The following is a 19,763-nucleotide window of genomic DNA, read 5'->3' on the forward strand; positions in this document are numbered from 1 at the left end:
TGGCGCTTCACAGCCGGCCAGCACCATCAGCCCGTCCCGCGGGGCGGAGCCGGATTCACGGACGCCGCGAGCAGGGTTCCGCGGTGACATCGAAGGCCTGCGGGCCGTCGCCGTGCTGGCCGTCGTGCTGTTCCACGCTGAGATGCCGGGCGTCGGCGGCGGCTACGTCGGGGTGGACGTCTTCTTCGTCATTTCCGGTTTCCTGATCACTGGGCTGCTCTGGCGGGAGGTCACCGGGTCTGGAACCGTGCGGCTGGGCCGCTTCTACGGGGCGCGGGCGCGACGGCTGCTGCCGGCGGCCACGACGGTCGGCGTCGCCACGTCGATCGGTGCGGCGCTGCTGCTGCCGCCGCTGCAGGCGCGAAGCGTGCTCGGTGACGGCATCGCCAGCGCGTTGTACGTCGGCAACTACCGATTCGCCATCCAGGGCACTGACTACCTGGCCGCCGACGCCCCGCCGTCGCCGTTCCAGCATTACTGGTCGCTGGGCGTGGAGGAACAGTTTTACCTGCTGTGGCCGGCGTTGATCATCGGCACGGCGTGGCTGGCCCGGCGGAGGCATATCCGGGGCAACCCGTATTGGCTGGTCCTCGCCGCGCTCGCCTTGATGTCTTTCGCACTGTCGCTGGCGTGGACCCATAGCTCGCCGCCGTGGGCGTTCTTCTCGCTGCCCACCCGGGCCTGGGAGCTGGCCGTCGGCGGCCTGGTGGCGCTCTCGGCCGCGCATTGGCGGCGGCTTGGCGCCCTGGCCGCCGCGATCGCCGGCTGGGGCGGGCTGGGCGTGATCGTGCTCAGCTGCGTCGCGCTGGGCACCGGCACCCCATTCCCGGGCACCGCCGCGCTGCTGCCGGTGCTGGGAACCGCGCTGGTGATCGGCGCGGGCTGCGCAGGCGGCGAAGCCGGAGTCGGCCGCGCGCTGTCCATGCCGGTGATGCGGGCCGTGGGCCGGATGTCGTACTCCTGGTACCTGTGGCACTGGCCGGTGCTGCTGCTGATGCCCTACCTGATCGGTCATCGGGCGGGGCTGGCGGAGCGGCTGGCCGCCGCCATGATCTCCGCGGGCCTCGCGGTGATCACCCTGCATCTGGTGGAGAACCCGGCTCGATTCGCCGCCGTTATGCGCCGGTCGCCGGTCCGCAGCCTGGCGCTGGGCGGGGCCGTCACCGCAGTCGCGGTCTGTGTGGGCATGACGCTGCTGATCCTGGTGCCGGCGCCGGTCGGCCGTGGGGTGGCCGCCGCGGCGCCCAAGATCTCCGCCGCACCCCCGCCCACCCGCGGCGCCAACCCGGTCGACGCCGCCGTCGAGCAGGGCTTCGCGCAGGCACAGGCCGCGGTCGCCGCGTCGGCAGACCTCAAGGCGGTCCCGTCGAACCTGACCCCACCGCTGGCAGACGCGGCGGGCGACAAACCGGCGGTGTTCGTCAACGGGTGCGTGCGCTCCTGGCGTGACGTGGGGCAAAGCGAATGCGCGACGGGCGACACCGCGTCGGCGACGACGGTGGCGCTGGTCGGCGATTCGCATGCCGCGATGTGGAACCCCGCGCTGGAACAGGTTGCCGAGCAACGGCATTGGCGGCTGGAAACGCTTGGGAAGGTCACCTGCCCGCTGCAGGATCTGCCGATCACCAGCCCGTATCTGGGCCGCGAGTACACCGAGTGCGAGCAGTGGCGCGCCGAGATCATCGAACGGATGCGGGCCGAGCATCCGCGGCTGATCGTGGTCGGGTCGGGTCGGCGCTACGCGGCCGACTTCGGCTTCACTTCTTACGATCCCGCGTGGATCGCCAGCCTGGGCCGGTTGGTGGCGCAGCTGCGCAGCACCGGTGCGGCGGTGCTGGTACTCGGGGCGATACCCGATCCGCACAGCACGGTGCCCACCTGCTTGTCGGCGCACCTGACCGACGCGGGCGCGTGCTCGCCGGCGCGGTCGGTGGCGGTCAACGATGCAGGCATCGCGGCCGAGAAGGCCTCCACGACCGCGGCCGGCGGTCGCTACGCCGACCTGACGCCGTTGTTCTGCACCGCCGAACGCTGCCCGGTCATCGTCGGCAACGACCTGGTGTACCGCGACGACAACCACGTGACGATCGCCTACGCCCAGGCGCTGGCACCGGTGATCGGGGCGCTGGCCGACCAGGCGCTGAGTTAACGGCCGACTCGCCGCCACCGGGCCGCGCCGATGACGGCCAGGATCCCGGCGACCGCTGCCAGTAGCAGCGTGAGCAGCAGCAGTGGTGGGTCATAGACCACCGACGTGGTGACCGGTTGGCCGTCGGCGACGGGTGCGACGGTCACCGTCGACCGCACGCCGGACCAGCTGATCGCACAGCCGACCGCCGCGCCGCAGGCCAGGACGAGCTCGACGATGGCGACCAGGCGAGCGGTCACTCTGGGCCGTCTGGGCCGTCTGGGCCGTCGGGCACGGCAGGCGGGTCGGTAGGCCCGACGCGCTCCTCGACCAATGGCGTCAGCACCGCTCGCAGGTGACGATGGCGACGCGCCCAGGCCTGGGCGGTGCGGCCCCCGGTCAACCTCAGGCCGATGCCGACCCGGCCCTTGGGAACCCCGACCAGCTCGCCGAGCGCGCGGGCCGATTGCCAGCGCTGCAGCTCCTTCTCGGATCCCACCGGATTTTCGGGTTCCGGGTAGACCCTGACGATTTCGGCCACTTTGATGGTTTCTGTGCCCTGGCGAAGGGTCTCGGCGGTCAGTTCGACCGAGGTGTGGATCCGGGCCGCCGTCACCTGCAGGGCGATGAAACCGGACACCAGCACCAAGAACAGCAGCGGAATCCAGGGCTGCCAGCCGTAGCCGCTGGATTTTTCGATCCACAGCATGGTGCCCGCGCACAGCGGACCGGCCAGCACCCAGTACCAACTGGCACCGGCCTCGCGGAACAACGGATTGGTCTTGGTGTCGGCGCGGTCGGTCACTGACATGATGGGCCAGCCTAACGCGCTTACCTGGTGAAGTACGCGTGGGCGTCGCTGCGGTGCAGCAGGAACATGCCCCCCGCGATCAGCACCGATCCGATGATCCCGGTGACGCCGCATATCACCGCCACCATCGTCGGCCAGTCCACGGTGAACAGCCGGATGCCGACATAGACGACGGTGGCGATGCCGCCGCCAGTCAATATGGTGCGAGCCCACCGGTAGCCGGCCCGCATCAGGAGCAGGAAGGTAACAACGATCACGCACACCACCGCGGTGAACAGCCCGGATGCGGCGTAGAGCAGGGCCGAGCGGCCCCCGGACCCCGACCCGACCAGGTCGGCGAGGTAGCCGACCACCATCAGCGGCAACGCCACCATCCATAACCAAAACCCCGTGTCGACGTCGACCGGCCGGTTCTTCGGCTCCGGCGGGGTGGGTGACTCGGGCGGTCCGGGCGGTCCGGGCGGCGTACCGGGCCAGCTCGGCGGCCCCGGCGGGACGGGGCCCGTCACGACAGCCAGCCCGCCGCGCCGGCGGCCCAGTAGGTCAGCACGATGTCGGCGCCGGCGCGCCGGATGCTGGTCAGCGACTCGAGTACCGCTGCGCGCTCGTCGATCCAGCCGTTGGCGGCGGCCGCGGCGATCATCGCGTACTCCCCCGAAACCTGGTAGGCGGCCACCGGCACCGAGGATATGGACGCCGCGGCCGCAACCAGGTCGAGATAGCCCATTGCCGGTTTGACCATGACGATGTCGGCGCCCTCGTCGAGATCGAGTTGGACCTCGCGCAGCGCCTCGCGGGCGTTGCCCGGCTCCTGCTGGTAGGTGCGGCGGTCGCCGGACAGGCTGGAGCTCACGGCCTCGCGGAACGGGCCGTAGAACGCCGACGCGAACTTGGCGGCGTAGGCCAGGATCACCACGTCGGTGTGACCGGCGGCGTCCAGTCCGTCGCGGATCGTGCCGACTTGCCCGTCCATCATGCCGCTCGGGCCTACCACGTGAGCGCCTGAATCTGCTTGGGCCACCGCCAGTTCCACATATCGGTTCAGGGTAGCGTCGTTGTCCACCCGGCCGCGTTCGTCGAGCACACCGCAGTGCCCGTGGTCGGTGAACTCGTCGAGGCAGGTGTCGGCCATCAGCACGGTGGCGTCGCCGAGATCTTTGGACAGATCACGCAACGCCACGTTGAGAATGCCGTCCGGATCCGATCCGGCCGACCCGGATGCGTCCTTGTCCTGCTCGCGGGGCACGCCGAACAGCATCAGCCCGCCCACGCCGGCGTTTACCGCGTCGGCGGCGGCGCTGCGCAGCGAGTCTCGGGTGTGCTGCACCACGCCTGGCATCGAGGCGATCGGTCGCGGCTCGTCGATGCCGTCGGCGACGAACATCGGCAACACCAGATGCCTTGGCTCCAGCGATGTTTGCGCCACCAGGCGGCGCATCGCCGGGGTCGAGCGGAGCCGACGCGGGCGCTGCCGAGGATACGGCATCTAGCGCCTGCGGCTCTTCTTACGTGGCGGCGGCAGCGCGCCCTCGGCGCGCAGCCGGGCGGCGTGCTCGGCCAGCGCCTCGATCAGCGGGCCCACCGCGGCGGTGTCGGGCTGCACGTCGACGCGCAAACCGAATTCGGCTGCGGTCTCGGCGGTCTTGGGGCCGATGCACGCCACGATGGTGCGGGCGTGCGGCTTGCCGGCGATGCCGACCAGGTTGCGCACCGTCGAGCTCGACGTGAAGCACACCGCGTCGAAACCCCCGGTCTTGATCATCTCGCGGGTCTCCGCCGGCGGCGGGGCGGCCCGCACCGTCCGGTACGCGGTGACATCCTCGATCTCCCAACCCCTTTCGCGCAGCCCTTCGGCCAGCGTCTCGGTGGCGATGTCGGCGCGCGGCAGCAGCACCCGGTTGACCGGGTCGAAAACGCTGTCGTAGGGCGGGAATTCGTCGAGCAGGCCCAGCGACGACTGTTCACCGGAGGGCACCAGCTCGGGGCTCACGCCGAACGCGCGGACCCGGTCCGCGGTGGCCTCACCCACGCAGGCGATCTTCACTCCGGAGAATGCGCGGGCGTCCAGACCGAACTCGCCGAACTTCTCCCACACCGCGCGCACCGCGTTGGTGGAGGTGAACACCACCCACTGGTAGCGGCCGTCGACCAGGCCCTTGACCGCGCGCTCCATCTGCGCGGGGCTGCGCGGCGGCTCGACGGCGATGGTGGGCACCTCGATCGGCAGCGCGCCGTGCGCGGTCAGCCGCTCGCTCATCTCGCCGGCCTGGTCCTTGGTCCGCGGCACCAGCACGGTCCAGCCGTACAGCGCGCGGCTCTCCCACCAGTTCAGCTTGGCCCGGTTGTTGACGGTCTTGCCGATCGTCACGACGACCGGGGACGGGGTCGCGGAGTCGGTGCCGGCCAGCACCGGCGACTCCGTCAGCCCGCCCAGCGTGGACTCCACCGATCGCTGCGCGCAGGTTGTCCCCGACCCCGTCACCACGCACGGGGTGGTGTCGGCCAGGCCGTACTCGATCAGCGTGCGTGCAGCGTCGGCCACATGCGAGGAGGTGGCCTGCAGAATCAGCGGGCCGGGCGCGGCGGCCAGCGCCGACCAGTCCACGTCACCGCGCACGTCGGCAACCGTGTGTGACGAGCCCAACGGCAAGCCCGCATACGTCGGCACCGCGGAGGTGGGGGCCAGGCCGGGCACGATCTCGAAGTGCAGGTGGCTGCGTGCCACGGCGTTGACCTCGGTGATGACCGCGTCCACCGACAGCGGGTCACCGGCCACCAGCCGCACCACGTCGGCTCCGGAACGGGCTTCGGCGACCAGCGTCTTGGCCACCTCGGCGGCGTCGCCCAGGGCCGGGCGGATTTCGGGTCCGACCGACACCACGGGCGGCTCGGTTTCGTCGCTCGCTGCCTCAGCCGGTTCGGCCGGTCCGGAGACCGGCGGCAGGTCCTTGCCGATCAGCGCCAGCACCGGCTCGGGCACGTCGGGGTCGGTGAACACCAGGGCGGCATTCGCCAGGACTGCGGCGGCCCTCGTCGTCAGCAGAGCCGGGTCGCCCGGGCCCGAGCCCACAAACATGATGCGGCCCGGCCTCGGCTTACGGCCTCGCGTCGTCATGTGCTACTCCTCCTCGCGCGGTCTCACCGCGCAGCCGACATGAGTTCCCGTGCGCCCAAAGCGAACAGCTCCTCGGCCACCGAGAGCCCCAGCTCTCGTGCCCGGTCCGGGCTGCCGACGCCGGACGCGCGGATCACGTCGGATCCGTCCAGCGCCGCTACGCAGCTGCGTAGCGACAGCTCCTCGAAGACGTGTGAGTCGTCCTCGTCGATGGACTCGACCACCTCGGCGATCGCGCCCACCGGCGCGGAGCAACCCGCCTCCAGTTCGGCGAGCAGGGCACGCTCGGCGGTGACGGCCGCGCGGGTGTCGGCGTCGTCGAGCTCCGCCAACAGTGCCGCCAGGCCGGTGTCGCCGGCACGGCACTCGACGGCCAGCGCTCCTTGAGCCGGGGCCGGCAACATCTGCACCGGCTCCAGCGTCTCGGTGACGTCGTCGAGGCGCCCCAGCCGGGCCAAACCCGCCCGGGCCACCACGATCGCGTCGAGATCACCGCTGCTTACCCTGTTCAACCTGGTATCTAGGTTGCCTCTTAGGGGGCGGATTTCCAAACCGAGACCCAGTGCTCTAAGCTGTGCGGCCCTTCGGGGCGACGACGTGCCCACCACCGAGCCGCTCGGCAACTCTGCCAGCACCAACCCGTCGCGGGCCACGACGGCGTCGCGGGGGTCCTCACGCGGGGGTATTGCGGCCACCGTGAAGCGTGGATCGTCGGCCGTCGGCAAATCCTTGTGGGAGTGCACCGCGGCGTCGACCCGGCCCTCCAGGATGGCCTCCCGTAATGCGGCGGTGAAGACCCCGACGCCGATGGTGGCGATCGGCTCCGAGGAGCGGTCGCCCTCGGTGGTGATGGTTACCAGTTCTGCGGCATGGCCATTGGCGATCAGCGCGTCCCTGACGGCGCCGGCCTGGGTGGTGGCCAACTTGCTGCCCCGGGTTCCTATCCGGATCACGTCGGCCAAACAGCTACTCGGCGGAATCGGTTGGTACCGTGGGCAATTCGCCTGCAGTGGCGACGGCGTCGACGGCGGTCTGGTCGAGTTCGAACAGTTCGCGCAACGCCTCGGCGTAGCTGTCACCGCCGGGCGCGCTGGCCAACTGTTTGATTCGCACGGTGGGCGCGTGCAGCAGCTTGTCCACCACCCGCCGTACCGTGCGGGCCACCTCGTCGCGGTGGGTGGCGTCCAGCCCGGGCAACCGGTTGTCCAGGCGCAGCAACTCCGCCTCGACGACGTCGGCGGCCCGCTGGCGAAGCGCGGTCACGGTCGGAGTGACCTCGGCCATCCGCTGCCCAGCCAGGTAGGTGGCGACCTCGGCGGCCACGATGTGGCGGGCGGCGTCCACGTCGGTGGCCGCGGCACGCGCCGAGGGGTCATGTTGGATGCGGTCCATGTCGACGACCCAGACGCCCGGCAGCCCGGCGACCGCCGGGTCGACGTCGCGGGGCATGCCCAAATCGCAGATCACCAGCGGCTGGGCCGTTTCGTCGCGGCGCGCGGCGGCCAGCGCGTGGTGCACGTCGGCCAGCGACACCACCGGGCGCACCGCTCCGGTGCAGCTCACCACCACGTCGGCGTCGGCCAGCGCGGTCGGCAGCCGGTCCAGGGCGTGGGCGTGGGCCTCGGTTGCTTCGCTCGCTTCGCGGATCTTGCGGGCCAGCCGCTGCGCGCGGGGCACCGAGCGGTTCACCACGTGGATCTCGCGGACGCCGGCCCTGCTCAGGTGGGCCGCCGACAGGGCGCCCATCGCGCCGGCGCCGACCACGACCGCGGTCTTGCCCTTGAGGCCGTCGAGTTTGCTATGGGCCATCCCGAGGGCCACCGAGACCACCGACGCGCCGGCGGCGTCGATCGCGGTCTCGTTATGCACCCGTTTGCCGACCGCCAGCGCGCGCTGGGCCAGCTCGTGCAGGACCCGCCCGACGGTGCGGTTGGCCTCGGCGGCGGCGTAGGCGCGACGCACCTGGCCGAGCACCTGCTGCTCGCCGATGACCGCGGAGTCCAGGCCGCTGGCCACCGCGAACAGATGCTCGACGGCGGCCTCGCTGTAGCGGACGTAGGCGTATTTGGTGAGGTCGCTTAGCGACATCCCGGAATGCTCGGAAAGCACCTGGCCGATGACCGCCAGGCCGCCGTGGAAGGCGTCGACCACCGCGTAGACCTCGACGCGGTTGCAGGTGGACAGCACCATCGCCTCGGTCACCAGTGGAGACTGCAGCACCTTGTCGACGATCTTGATCTGGTCGGATTCGTCGGTGCTGAGTTGCTCCAGAACCGAGACCGGTGCGCTGCGGTGCGAAACACCGAAGAGCAGGACGCTCACGGCTGAATCACCTGGCCTGCTCCCTTGCTTTCACCAGTGAACGAACTGCTTCCACGGTAGACGTTTACCAGGTGGGCTACCAAATTTGCCTAGCCGTTACCGATCGGCCAGGTCCTGGCGCAGCCGCGCCTCGTCGACCTCCCAGTAGCTGTGCTCGCGGCCGTCGAGCAGGACGACGGGCAGCCGGTCACCGAACTCGGCGCGCAGGGCGCTGTTGCCTGCCGCCGCGGCGGCGTCGACGTCAATGTCCTCCAGGTCGAAGTCGAGTTCGGCGGCCAGCTCTGCCAGTTGGGCGTGCACCCGCGCGCAGATCGTGCAGCCGGCGCGGGTGAGCAGTTGCACCTGGGGGCGGGTCATGCCCTTAGTGTGCTGGTGGACGCGTCCGCCGACAAAAAGTGAATTGACCACCGAGCGCGCGATAGTAGCGTTATTGACAGCTCAGGAAGGGGTAATGATGCACGTCGACACCGGTTTGCTGCACTCAGGGGCCGACGAATCTCGTCGCGCTGGTTCGCACGCCGACGACGGAGCAAACCACCTGACACGCACCTCGCCGGCGGCAGGGATGTTCGGCGACTTCGACGCCGCCGAGATGTTCCATGAAGCGATCGCGCAAGCGCATACCCAGCACGTCACCATGTTGCGGGCCCACGGCGAGACGCTCAACAGCGTCGGCCACAAAGCCCACACCGCAGCGACGGCGTTCACTGAGATGGAGAACCACAACGCCGCGGAATTGAAAGCGGTGCAGTGGAATTCAACCACATAAGCAAATTCCTGCTGATCGTATTCGCCCACGGGGATCCCTGGAAGATCAACGCCACACTGCAGGCCGGACAGCCCGGTCGGATCGGCGATCTGGCGCAGGCTTTTCACGACGCCGGTCAATCCACGCAAGAAGCCGACAACGCGTTCGCGGAGGCGCGACGGCGCCTGCAAACCTGGACCCGCGACAATGGGCAACACCCCATCAACGAGGCGCCCGACGTGCAGCAGACCATTGCGGCACTGGGCCTGCAGGCCACCCAGCTGCCCAACATCGGTGCCGATTTGGAGAACATCGCGGCGGCGCTTGCGCAGGCACAAGCGACCGGCAACAGCTATATCGCGGACTTGGAATCAAAGCTGAAAGTCCTTGACGACGAGATCGGCTGGGCAGAAGCGGCCATCAATGAAGACGAACAGATGATCGCCGAGTCCGACGATCAGGAGGAGATCAATGACCTCAAAGCCGACATATCCGACCTTCAAGACGACATCGACGCGTGGGAAAGAGACGCCGTTGACGACACCAAGGCGGCACTGCAGCAGCTCGAGCATCTCCGCGACGACTATTCGCACGTCTTGCAGAACGCAGAAAGCAAGCTTCGCGGCGAGGGGTACGACCCGACTCGGCTCTGGGGTCTCGACAGCCACCTGACCGAGACGCCCGGCCAAGCGGAGACAGACGTTCGGGAGGCGCTCGCCGGTAACCAGGGCGCGGCCGCCCGAGTCAACTCTGTCCTCAGCTCAATCACTCCCGACCAGCTGGCCGGCAAGGCGCCGTTGACCCCCGAGCAGGCCTCGGTGCTGAGTCAGTTGCAGGCGCAAGAGCACGGTATGTCCATTGATGCGCTCAAGAACGCCGAACAACGCCTCGGGGATGAGAGGGGCCTGATCGGTAATTCGTGGCAGTTGATGAGTAACCCCAACCTCACATTCCCCAAAACCCCGTTAACCGTTGGCGCGCAACAGGGATCGGACAACCTGAAGGGCGGCCTGGCGCAGCTGCCCGAGAGCGTTCAGCACTCTTTGAAGTCATCCGGGGTCGAATACATGCGCCAAGTGAATGACATCGCCAACATCGTCAAGGACGGCGATCACGGTTTCCAGACGAATACCGAGTTGGATCGAGCGATGATCCAAAAAGCGTCCGCAATGATGAACACGCCGATTTGGCAACAGGACCCCGCCAGCAGTGGGCGCAAGGTCGAGCGCGATCCCGCCCTGGACCCGGCTGTCTCGAACCTCTTATCTGCGGTGTCCCCGGACCACCAGGTAGTGCACGACACACTGACCGGCCCCGATCACGAGAAGTTCCTGAAAAACATCACGCACCACGCCTGGGCGGATAACGGTGCAGGCGTTGGGTCGTTGTTCAGCTGGACCGAAAGCGCGGCGACGGGGCCGGAAGCGCAGATCGCGGGGCAAACCGCTCACGCCTATGCGGACTACCTTGGTCATACCAACGACCTACTCAAATTGCCCGGGAATCACACACTCGGCGAATGGAATCCGAAACTGGTTCAAGCGATGGCGCACGGGCTCTCGCCCTACGTCGAGAACATCGCGATGACGGGCGGACTGCCGGAGTTCGGCGATCCACTCGATTCCGCCGATCCGCCCCGCCGGCCCGAGGATGGCGTGCTGCCCACGGCCAAGAACATCTTCTCGGTCCTATCCAGCGACCAGAACGCGTCCCAATACTTCAGCGAAAAGGCCTATGCCGCAGCGCTTCAACACGAATACGCCTTCGCCAACGATCCCAGCCATCCGAACTACAGCGGGCAGCTCTACGACGCCGCTACACTTCGGGGACTTGTGGACGTCGGCACGCACAACGCATGGCAAGCGAATGAGAATAACGGCTACCACCAACAACTTTCGGCATATCAATCGAACAAGTTGGCTTACGAGAACACTGTGCAGGCATTGAGCACGGGCGCCGGATTCGTTCCCGGTGCGGGCAAGGCAGTCGGCCCGGGGATCGGCATGCTCGGACACAGCCTGGAAAACGATTGGCTCGGCCCGGAACCGACCGCGCCGGCTGCCAGTTCTATACATCAGATGTCCGTCAACACTGCCGACCGAGAGATCATCGACGCGATGCTCGCCACTCAGCACCCCACCGGACTGCCACCGCAGTACATCGCGCATGACGCCACGCACCCCAATGGTCGACTCGCGACATGGGAAGAGGTTAAACGGCTTATCCCTGGGCTTGAGCCTGGCGACTACAACCAAGTTGTCGGCAACGCCTTGACGGGTGCACTCGGCCCCAGGGCGCCCAGTGGCGGAGCACCCGATTCGTATATGGCCGGGCGCTACGACGAGATCGTCGGCATCCCGTTGCAGCCGCCTCCACCGAAGTGAAGGGCCTCGTGCGCACACTGTGCGCCCTCACAGCGTCGTCGGTTGTCGTGGCGTCCTCGATCACTGGATGTTCGTCAGGGAGCCACCAGGAGTCGCCGACGCCCGCGCCGCCGCCGGCTGGCTGGCCACCGGTGCTCAACGACTTCACCACGGTCTGGACTGCTGAACCCGGCATTGACGTAACGGCCTGGCCCGCGGTGGCGGTGCGTGCGTACACCGAGTCGTATCTACTCGCGACGATCATGGGCGGCGACAGATACCTCTACCCCGGATTCAAGCAGGCCGTGGATCCCAACCAAGGCCGTGAGCACCCGACGGGCAAACGGTTCCGGTGGCCAGACACCGACCACCCGCCCCGAGACCCGTGGGTGGGCACCGAACAAGCGCACATCCTGTCGGTGAACAAGTCGAATCATGATGTCACGGTGGTGGTTTGCGAGTACCTGTTCGGCACCGCCGAGGCAACCTCGTATGGCAAGTACCGCAACCACGTCAGTGCGCCCGCCCCGATGGCAGGGATCTACCCCATGCGGCTCGTCATGACCGCTCCGGATCACGCCGGCCCGCAACAACCGCCGCAGCAGGGCCCGGCTCGCGCACCTTCAGTCGACGTTTTCAACGGTTGGAAGATCACCAGTCATCAAGGCGGGTACTTCGCCGAGTTTTACGCAACGCAGAATGAATGGCCGAACTCTGCCCGAGACAACGATGCGTGCAATGCCAAGGCGCCGCCACACCGAGATTTATTGCGCGAAGGTGAATACCCGCGCGAGTACTTCCCCACCCTGCCCGCCTCCCCCGGCTGGCCAGCGGCGAAAACGAACCACTAATTGGGCGAGTGACTGACGATATGGCTTCCCGTCGTCTGGCAGCAGTGAGCATGACCAGCGGCAAATCCCTGAATAGCGGAATCTCCGATCAGCGATAACATCGGCCCCATGTCGGAAACGCCCTCGAGCGGCCCTCCCGCGCAAGGTGCGAGCGGGTTTCCCGCCGCGCCACCAGCCGGGTTTCCTGCGGCACCGGCCGGACCGCCTCCTTGGCCGCCCGCACCGCCGAGACCCTCCCGCTGGCTGACGTTCGTCGCCCTTGCAGTTGCCCTCATTGCTACAGCGCTGGCCATCGTGGGGTGGTTTCGACCTGCACCACCGCCTCCGTCGCCGCGCTCTGCGGCTCCGACGTACACCGAACAGCAGATCGCCGACGCAAAAGCCCGCGCGTGCGACGCATTCAGACTCGTGGATAAAGGTGTGACGCTGCAGACGAATGGCGAAATTAGCAGCGATCCTGCCATGGCAAAAGCCCAGGGTGCGAACGCACGGTTAGCGACGATCTCAAGCGGGTGGTATTTGAAGGCTCGTTTAGACCAAGCCGCGCCGCCAAAACTTGCCACAGCAATCCAGCACTTGTCCGACGTTCTGCTCGACCTCGGGGCCCACTACATAGCGGGCGCCACCGACGACGATCCCGCCCAGGCAGCCCTTCGAAGTGAAGCCAACTCTACTTTCGCGCGCGTCCAGGACCTGTGCCAATGACCAGTGATGTGCCGCCCGGCGGCGTTTGGGGCCAATTGACCGTGGGTCCGGTGTGGACGCCACAATCAGATCTCAACCTTATTGGTGCTGCAGCGACCAAACGGCGAACTACTGCCGTTGCGTGGCAACACTTTTCCGACCAGTTGTGGCAAACTCTCTCCGGGCCAATCAGTCCCGATGTTCAAAAGGGAGTGACGGCCGATACCATCCGCGAGACCTTCAAGTGGGGCGCCAATCAGGCTGGTGACGTCGCGGCGATGAACAGCAGCATCAGCAGCGCTCACGATTCTGCCTACCATTCAGCAACCGAGCTCAATTCTCAACTAGCGCCGATTGCCGAGGACGTGAGCTCCAGGATCAACGAGATCCAGACCTCCAAAGCTCCGGCTCCGATGAAACTCGAGCAAATCGTTGAAGTTGTAATGAAGGGCCAACAAGAGGCCAATACTGCAGCGGCGCCTCACGCTCAAAACATCTTTGAAGCGATGCAGACAATCCTCGACCGTCGAGGGATACCCAAGTCAGCCCGACAGTTTGCCCAAGAACACGGCGTCCCCGACCATCTGTTCGGGTCGCCGAATAAGGAAACAGTCACGGAACAGGTGAAAGGCATTCTTAACGGGCCCGTCCCACCACAAGCGCCACCGCCTGATAGCACACCGCACGGCGTCGGGAACCTCAACCAGGCCGACACACCCCCTCCAGCGGCAGCGCCACCCGCGGTACCGCAAGGCACTCAGGTACAACCGGTCGGAATGGGTGGCCAGGCCGGCACACCCCCTGCAGCAGGACCGCCAGCCCCCGTACCGCAAGGGGCCCAGGTACAGCCGGTCGGCGGCCTCAACTCAGGCATCCCTCGACCTCCCGCAGCCGTAGCTGGCGGACCCGCTCTCCCGGGCCCCGTAGCGCCGAGTGGTGTGCCGGCTGCGGGCGCCCCGTCGGTGCCGACGACGGCGATGCCAACTACCAGCGCGCCCACGTTGTCTGCGCCTGGTCTGCCGCAGGGGGTGCCGTCGAACAACCTGGTGCAGAGTTTCGAGCATGGACTGCAGTCCGGCGCTCCCATATCGTCCGGACTGAACGCAGTACCGCCGCCAGCCATGAGCCCGGTCGAACCGCAAGCCCCCGCCGCGCCGGCAATTTCGGACGTCCCGCCGTCGACCGTCCCGTCGGCTGTCAATGCGCCCGTGTTCGATGTTCCCCCGGCAACCACCGACCCAATGATGGGCACCGCCCACGCGACGGCGGAACCCGGCCCCGCGTACCTGGCAAGCCCGGCAGCACCAGCGACACCGGCCGCAGCGCCGCCACCCGCGCCGGCCGGACCGTTGCCGACCTACGGCGCCGACATCCGACCGCCAACGCCGACAGCGGTGTCGCCGCCGACCGCACCGGCCGGCCCGCCCGCGGCCGCGCCCGCCTCGGCACCGGTCAACCCGTCTGCCGGATCCAGCGGCCTCGCGCAGCCTGTCATCCGTCAGCCGCCAGCCGCGCCGACCGCAGCACCCACACCGGCAGGCATCGGTGAGCAGGCCGTCGTCGCGACCGCCGGTGGAGCAGCTGCGGGCGCCGCCTCCGCGCAGAGCACCGCACAGGCCCGGCTGCAGCGGCTCGTCGACTTCGTTGCCCGTCAGGAACCACGGCTGCGATGGGCTGCCGGGGATCGGCCCGATGGCACCACGGTGCTGGTCACCGACCTGGCCAGCGGCTGGATCCCGCCCGACATCGAAATCCCGGCTGCGGTGCAACTACTGGACCCGGCCCGACGGCGCGGCGACATCGAAACGCTGCTCGGCGAAGTGACCGTCACCGCCGGCTACACGCCCGTCCACTACCTGCCTCCCGCGGACGATGACACGGAGCCAATCCCCACCTCCCCGCGCCCCCGCCAAGGGCCCGTCGTCGACGAATTGGGCTGGGAGCTCGGCCAAGCCACGAAGTGGCGCGACGGGCTCCCCCGCCTCGCGCATACGCTCGCCAAAGCCGCATCCAGCGGCACTGGGGTTCTCGAGTCCGAAATCGAGCTTCTCCGTGAGCAACTCGCCTCAATTCGCGAGCGGGTGCTCAACACCTACCCCGATGATGTCGATGCTGCTGCGGTGGCCAACTGGCAGCTGTTGGCCTCGATCGATGCTCTGGCCGCCGCCGACAAGCTCGGGGCCAACTATCACTTCGCCTGGTTCCAGGCGTTGAATCACGGGCCATAGGAAGAAAGATCGCGATGGACCCGCAACAGTTGCAGATCGTCCTCAACCAGCTCGCGCAGGTGCTCGGGCTGCCGCCACCGCCGCCGCTTACGCCCGACCAGATTGCTTCGGGGGGATCAATCATGAGCCAGCTGCTCGCGGCTTTGGGCATGGCGGGCAACTCTGGTGACCCCGCCGACATGGCCGCCGCCCAAGCGGGTTACGCGCAGCGCGGCATGCAAACCGGCGACGCGATGGCGAAATTCCCGGCCAGCGACCAGCAATCAGCCCAGATGTTCCAGCAGCTCATGGGCAGCGCCCAGCAGCTACCCCAATCGCTCTCCGGCGTAGGCCAGAGCTTCGGCGGCATTTTCGGCGGCTTCTTCCAAGCACTCAACCAAGGCATGCAACAGGGCATGCAGGCCGGCACGCAACTCGTCAGCGGGCTGGGCAAGGGCGGCCAAGGTGCTGAGCTCGCCGGGGAGTTACCCGCCGAAGCCATTGGCGACACGCTCGGCGCTGGCGGTGCAGCATTGGGCGGCGCCGGCGCCGCGGGCGGTGCTGCTGCAGGTCTTGCCGAGGGCACGACCCCGGCGGGGTACCTGGGGCCACCGCCGACACCGTCGGCCGGCACCTACCCCGCATCGTCCCCGAGCACACCAGCGCCGCCGCCGAGCACGCCCGAGCCATCGGCGGGATCGCGCGGCCCGATGGGTGGCTACCCGATGATGCCGCCGGCCGGGATGGGCGGTGCTGGACCGACCGGCAGTGACGCGAAGGCCGATACCAAGCGCGTCGTGGCTCCTTCGGTGAAAAATGGCGCTCCCGTGCAGGGCCGTATCGTCACACCGCAGAACGCGCCAGAGGTGGTCAAACGCGTTGCCGGCAAGCCGGTTGCAAGCCGGCGCATCTTGGCGCCCGATCACAAACCCGAGGACGACGACGGGACCGACTCCGGCCGCTGACAATAGTCGCCAGCGTCGGAAGACGTGGTGGCTGAGGCGGTTTCCGCGCCTCTGAGGTGAATTGTGCTCGCCGCGGCTGGTGGTTAGGTTTGCCGCTATGGCTGATCGCGAAGTACTGCGCGTCGACCCTGAGCTGATGCAGGGCTTTTCGCAGGCGTTGACGGGCGCCGCAAAGGACTGGCACAGCAGGCTCATCGAGCTCGATGGCCAAGTTCGCGAAATGTTGGGTAGCTGGCGCGGCGGCGCTGGCGGGGCGTATGGCTCGGCGTGGGACCTGTGGCACCGCGGGGCGGGTGAAGTGCAACTGGGTCTGTCGTTATTGGCGAAAGCCGTCGGTATTGCCGGCATGGAGTTTCATACCAACGATTCGGCATCGGCGCAAACGTTGAGCGGTCTTGACGATGGCTGACGCGTTCAGTGTGGACCCGGACGCATTGGCCGACGCGGTGCAGCGGATGGGTGAATTCGTACGGCATACCGAGAACATGGTCGGCGAAATCGACTCGCTGGTAGGCCATTTGCACGCGACGTGGGGGGGTCAGGCGGCGACCGCCCACGCTGAGGCACATCAGCACTGGTCCCGTGGCGAAGCCATGATGCGAGAGGCTTTGGCGCAGCTGAAGACTGCGGGCACAGCAGCGGACCGCAACTACACCGGCGTGATGGCGACGAATACGACCATGTGGTCCTGAGCTAATGGCGCCGCTTGCGGTTGATCCAGTTGCGTTGGATGGCGCTGGCGCCTCGGTCGTTTCGGCTGGCGAAGGTCTGGGATCGGTTGTCTCCACGCTGACGACGGCGCTTGCTGGCTGCAGCGGCATGGCCGGTGACGATCCTGCCGGTTCGGCATTCGGTCGCAGCTATAACGGTTCGGCGTCCAAGCTGCTCGAGGCGATGGCGACCACGCGAAATGGGTTGTGCCGTCTGGGTGACGGGGTGCGAATATCGGCGCACAACTATTCGGTGGCTGAGGCGATGTCAAATGTCTCAGGTCACAGCGACCCGCTTCCCGTCCCGCCATCGACCGGCTCCGTATCGGCGGGCTCGCCGCCGTCGGCCGTTGGGACGGGCACTAGCGCTCCGCCGGGCTGGGGCTGGGTAGCCAAATATATCGGGATGATCTGGCCGACAGGGGATTCCGCGCGGTTACGATCCGCGGCAGCAGCATGGAACGCGGCCGGCACCAAGTTCTTGATAAGCGAGATACTCGGGACAGGGCGGCCGATGGGGACCATTCGCGGCCAGCACATCCCTGAAGGCCCCGCCATCGACGCAGCATTCACCAACTCATATCTCAGTTGCCTTGGCATCCAAGAACAATGCGCGAAGATCGCGACCCAGCTCACCGCGTATGCGGCAAAGATCGACAAGGTCCACGCGGCAATCCTGGATCTCCTGGCCCGCATCTGTGACCCATTGACCGGTCTAAAAGAGGTCTGGGAGCTTTTGACCGATCAAGACGAAGACGAGATCAAAAAGATCGCCAATGACATTCGCACGATCGTCAACAACTTCACCGCTGAGGTCGATGCGCTGCGCCAGCAGATCGCGACCGTACTCTCCGAGGCGACGACGATCATCACCACGATGGGCGGCTACGCCGCGAAGCGGTTTTACGAAGGCGTTGGTCAGGAAGCCGTCGGGATCCTCGAAGGCACCTTCTGGACCTACAGTTTGCCGCGGGCCATCATCGACCCGAGCGGCTGGTACCACTCCGTGATAGAGCAGATTGATGGGATGGCGCCGCTGGTCGGGTTGGGCGGCGACGGCGCACCCGGCTTCGGCGAGGCCTGGAAGGATCTCGGTAAGGAAGTCACCCACTGGGACGAGTGGAGTTCAAACCCCTTCAAAGCGGGGGGCGAAACTGTTGTTGACCTCATCACCTTAGGGCTCCCGGGCGGCCCGGTATCGAAACTACCCAAGCTCGGCCGCGCCGCGGCGGACGCCGCCAAAGGGCTCAAGGGACTCCGTACGCCCAAGCCACCACCGCTGCACGCTGAACCACCTAAGCCGAATCCGCCCGTTCGTGGCGAGCCGGCACCGCCTCGGCACGAACCCCCCAACGGAGGACGCCCAGCGCCCGCGCCGCAGTCCAAGCCCACACCACCGCCTCACGGTCCCGTGCCACGAGGCCCAACCGATTCCAAGCCGCCAGTAACCGAAAAGCCCCCGCCTGGCGCTGCGCCGAGGTTGCAAGTCGAGCCATCAACACCACGACCTGGCCACGAGCCGGCAGGTGGAGTGCCCAAATTACCGGCAGCAGCGCCATCAGCACCCGGTCACGCGCCGCTCAATGGCGAACATTCGCCGGGAGTCGCCCCCTCAACGCCCGCACCCACCTCACCCGGCGCATCCATCAGCAATCCGCCACCCGTCGCCGCGCACACGCCACAGGCTGCACCCGCAGCACCCGCGCCGTCGGCGCCGCACTTCCCACCTGAAGGGCGCCCACCCGAACCGCCACCGGTCGAACGACCACCGGCGCCCTCCCCCGGCGGCCATCCGCTAGGACCGTACCCACACGACGGCGCGCCAGGTGCTCATCCACCCGAGGCACCGCCGCGCGACGTCCCACCGAGCGGTCCCGACGGCGCGGGTGATCCGCATGAATCGCAGCCATCGGTTGACGACTTGCCGCAGGGCGGCGCCGAACCTGGTCGCCCTGAGTTCAATTTGGACAATCCCCTAGATCACATGAGCCCCGAGTTACGGGCACTGTCCGAACAACATCTCACTGGTAGCGGCGAAACCGTGCTCGGACCATTTCAGCCCGACGGTGGCGCCCCGTCCTACATTGATGTCGCCAGGCAGCGCGGAGCCAGCTACTTCGATATCGGCGACGCATGGAATGGGGCGACGCCCATCGAACGACTCGCCGCCAATCAGCATCTGCTCGACATCGCAATCGCGAACCGCGACACAATCAGGCTCTCGGTACCCTTTGGAAAAATCAGTCCGGATAGCTTCACAGCCGCAGAAATTCGATACCTTGAAGCTCATGGCTATCACCGAGTAGGTAATACTATTCTCAGCCCGCCAACTGGAGGAGCCCCACGATGAAGACACTACTCGAATTTTTTCTCAGGTATTGCGACTTTCTTTACCTCGACCCCCAATACCGCATTACGGACTCACGGACTTCGGGTGCGGCGACGATCGATGCTGGTTTCACCTTAACTGGGCCCGTCATCAGCTGGTCTCTGCATAATAACCGAGGACAAATAGGGTTCGCTGTGGCTCCAACCCAGTTCGCCGCATCGCCGGAAAATTGGTTCCGGATATCGATCATTCGGCACTACCTCGACAATTACGATGAGACGAATGTCGTATCGCGGGCGGACGAAATAGGTTGGATTCGTGACAATATCAGCCGGATCGCGGAACTCTTTTCTGAGGCTTCAGTCGCTCACTCCTGTGAAGCGCTTACCGCCCTGGAGGAGACACTTGCAACTAAATATTACGGTCCTCCTAATGCATAAGCATCTCGATGATCGGCACGATAGACATGCCTGACCGCGAGACGTGGAGAGCATTTCTGTGCCCTTCCTCACCGCAGTGCCTTCGGTCCC

General features: G+C 67.0%; 20 protein-coding genes. 11 read left to right on the forward strand and 9 right to left on the reverse strand.

The features are described 5' to 3' along the window. Nucleotides 1–25: 25 nt before the first annotated feature. Nucleotides 26–2,149, forward strand: a complete 2,124-nt coding sequence (locus AWC06_RS11970) for an acyltransferase family protein (RefSeq protein WP_085197581.1) — start codon at nucleotides 26–28, stop codon at nucleotides 2,147–2,149. On the opposite strand, the gene AWC06_RS11975 is transcribed toward AWC06_RS11970, so the two are convergent. The 8 genes from AWC06_RS11975 to AWC06_RS12010 all read right to left on the reverse strand — a co-directional run bounded on the left by AWC06_RS11975 (nucleotide 2,146) and on the right by AWC06_RS12010 (nucleotide 8,733). After that, nucleotides 2,146–2,388, reverse strand: coding sequence for a hypothetical protein (locus tag AWC06_RS11975; RefSeq protein WP_085197583.1), 243 nt, complete (start codon nucleotides 2,386–2,388; stop codon nucleotides 2,146–2,148). The genes AWC06_RS11970 and AWC06_RS11975 overlap by 4 nt on opposite strands. Then, entirely contained in the window at nucleotides 2,385–2,933 is a 549-nt protein-coding gene (locus AWC06_RS11980) for a DUF3093 domain-containing protein (protein WP_085198062.1), read from the reverse strand. Before AWC06_RS11980 ends, AWC06_RS11975 begins: the two co-directional genes overlap by 4 nt. A 26-nt stretch (nucleotides 2,934–2,959) precedes the next feature. Further along, nucleotides 2,960–3,448, reverse strand: a complete 489-nt coding sequence (locus tag AWC06_RS11985) for a hypothetical protein (protein WP_308066241.1) — start codon at nucleotides 3,446–3,448, stop codon at nucleotides 2,960–2,962. Beyond that, on the reverse strand, nucleotides 3,445–4,425 hold the full coding sequence (gene hemB, locus AWC06_RS11990; protein WP_085197585.1) for a porphobilinogen synthase: 981 nt from the start codon (nucleotides 4,423–4,425) through the stop codon (nucleotides 3,445–3,447). Before hemB ends, AWC06_RS11985 begins: the two co-directional genes overlap by 4 nt. After that, complete coding sequence (locus AWC06_RS11995) at nucleotides 4,426–6,054, reverse strand: bifunctional uroporphyrinogen-III C-methyltransferase/uroporphyrinogen-III synthase (RefSeq protein ID WP_085197587.1); 1,629 nt, start codon at nucleotides 6,052–6,054, stop codon at nucleotides 4,426–4,428. 23 nt (nucleotides 6,055–6,077) lie between these two features. Next, nucleotides 6,078–7,007, reverse strand: coding sequence for a hydroxymethylbilane synthase (gene hemC, locus AWC06_RS12000; protein ID WP_085198068.1), 930 nt, complete (start codon nucleotides 7,005–7,007; stop codon nucleotides 6,078–6,080). Between the two features lie 13 nt (nucleotides 7,008–7,020). Further along, a complete protein-coding gene (locus tag AWC06_RS12005; protein ID WP_085197589.1) occupies nucleotides 7,021–8,376 on the reverse strand; it encodes a glutamyl-tRNA reductase in 1,356 nt (451 codons plus the stop codon). 96 nt (nucleotides 8,377–8,472) lie between these two features. Continuing rightward, nucleotides 8,473–8,733: a glutaredoxin family protein gene (locus tag AWC06_RS12010; RefSeq protein WP_085197591.1), complete on the reverse strand. Its 261-nt coding sequence runs from the start codon at nucleotides 8,731–8,733 to the stop codon at nucleotides 8,473–8,475. Nucleotides 8,734–8,827: 94 nt separating this feature from the next. Between AWC06_RS12010 and AWC06_RS12015 the strand changes: the two genes are divergently transcribed. From AWC06_RS12015 to AWC06_RS12030, 4 genes are all read left to right on the forward strand, one after another. Beyond that, on the forward strand, nucleotides 8,828–9,145 hold the full coding sequence (locus tag AWC06_RS12015; protein ID WP_372458191.1) for a DUF2563 family protein: 318 nt from the start codon (nucleotides 8,828–8,830) through the stop codon (nucleotides 9,143–9,145). Then, entirely contained in the window at nucleotides 9,127–11,508 is a 2,382-nt protein-coding gene (locus tag AWC06_RS12020) for a putative alpha/beta hydrolase (RefSeq protein ID WP_085197593.1), read from the forward strand. Before AWC06_RS12015 ends, AWC06_RS12020 begins: the two co-directional genes overlap by 19 nt. An 8-nt stretch (nucleotides 11,509–11,516) precedes the next feature. Further along, a complete protein-coding gene (locus tag AWC06_RS12025; protein WP_227371164.1) occupies nucleotides 11,517–12,338 on the forward strand; it encodes a hypothetical protein in 822 nt (273 codons plus the stop codon). A 420-nt stretch (nucleotides 12,339–12,758) separates the two neighbouring features. After that, nucleotides 12,759–13,043, forward strand: coding sequence for a hypothetical protein (locus AWC06_RS12030; RefSeq protein ID WP_139820026.1), 285 nt, complete (start codon nucleotides 12,759–12,761; stop codon nucleotides 13,041–13,043). Nucleotides 13,044–13,108: 65 nt separating this feature from the next. Here AWC06_RS12030 and AWC06_RS23015 read toward each other — a convergent pair whose 3' ends face one another. Next, the gene (locus tag AWC06_RS23015; protein ID WP_139820027.1) at nucleotides 13,109–13,327 is read right to left on the reverse strand and encodes a hypothetical protein; all 219 of its coding nucleotides are present in this window, start codon (nucleotides 13,325–13,327) and stop codon (nucleotides 13,109–13,111) included. A gap of 816 nt (nucleotides 13,328–14,143) precedes the next feature. Between AWC06_RS23015 and AWC06_RS12035 the strand changes: the two genes are divergently transcribed. From AWC06_RS12035 to AWC06_RS12075, 6 genes are all read left to right on the forward strand, one after another. Next, nucleotides 14,144–15,250 carry a DUF5632 domain-containing protein gene (locus AWC06_RS12035; RefSeq protein WP_139820028.1) on the forward strand — a complete coding sequence of 369 codons (1,107 nt, stop codon included), beginning with the start codon at nucleotides 14,144–14,146 and terminating at the stop codon, nucleotides 15,248–15,250. 14 nt (nucleotides 15,251–15,264) lie between these two features. Next, complete coding sequence (locus AWC06_RS12040; RefSeq protein ID WP_227371165.1) at nucleotides 15,265–16,194, forward strand: hypothetical protein; 930 nt, start codon at nucleotides 15,265–15,267, stop codon at nucleotides 16,192–16,194. A 97-nt stretch (nucleotides 16,195–16,291) separates the two neighbouring features. Continuing rightward, nucleotides 16,292–16,603, forward strand: a complete 312-nt coding sequence (locus AWC06_RS12045; protein WP_085197599.1) for a WXG100 family type VII secretion target — start codon at nucleotides 16,292–16,294, stop codon at nucleotides 16,601–16,603. Further along, nucleotides 16,596–16,886 carry a WXG100 family type VII secretion target gene (locus tag AWC06_RS12050; RefSeq protein WP_085197601.1) on the forward strand — a complete coding sequence of 97 codons (291 nt, stop codon included), beginning with the start codon at nucleotides 16,596–16,598 and terminating at the stop codon, nucleotides 16,884–16,886. Before AWC06_RS12045 ends, AWC06_RS12050 begins: the two co-directional genes overlap by 8 nt. A gap of 4 nt (nucleotides 16,887–16,890) precedes the next feature. Beyond that, nucleotides 16,891–19,254, forward strand: coding sequence for an ADP-ribosyltransferse (locus AWC06_RS23415; RefSeq protein WP_211281954.1), 2,364 nt, complete (start codon nucleotides 16,891–16,893; stop codon nucleotides 19,252–19,254). Next, nucleotides 19,251–19,673, forward strand: a complete 423-nt coding sequence (locus AWC06_RS12075; protein ID WP_085197611.1) for a hypothetical protein — start codon at nucleotides 19,251–19,253, stop codon at nucleotides 19,671–19,673. Before AWC06_RS23415 ends, AWC06_RS12075 begins: the two co-directional genes overlap by 4 nt. The last annotated feature ends 90 nt before the right edge of the window (nucleotides 19,674–19,763 follow it).

Origin of the sequence: Mycobacterium fragae, assembly GCF_002102185.1 — a bacterium.
Classification (GTDB): Bacteria; Actinomycetota; Actinomycetes; order Mycobacteriales; family Mycobacteriaceae; genus Mycobacterium; species Mycobacterium fragae.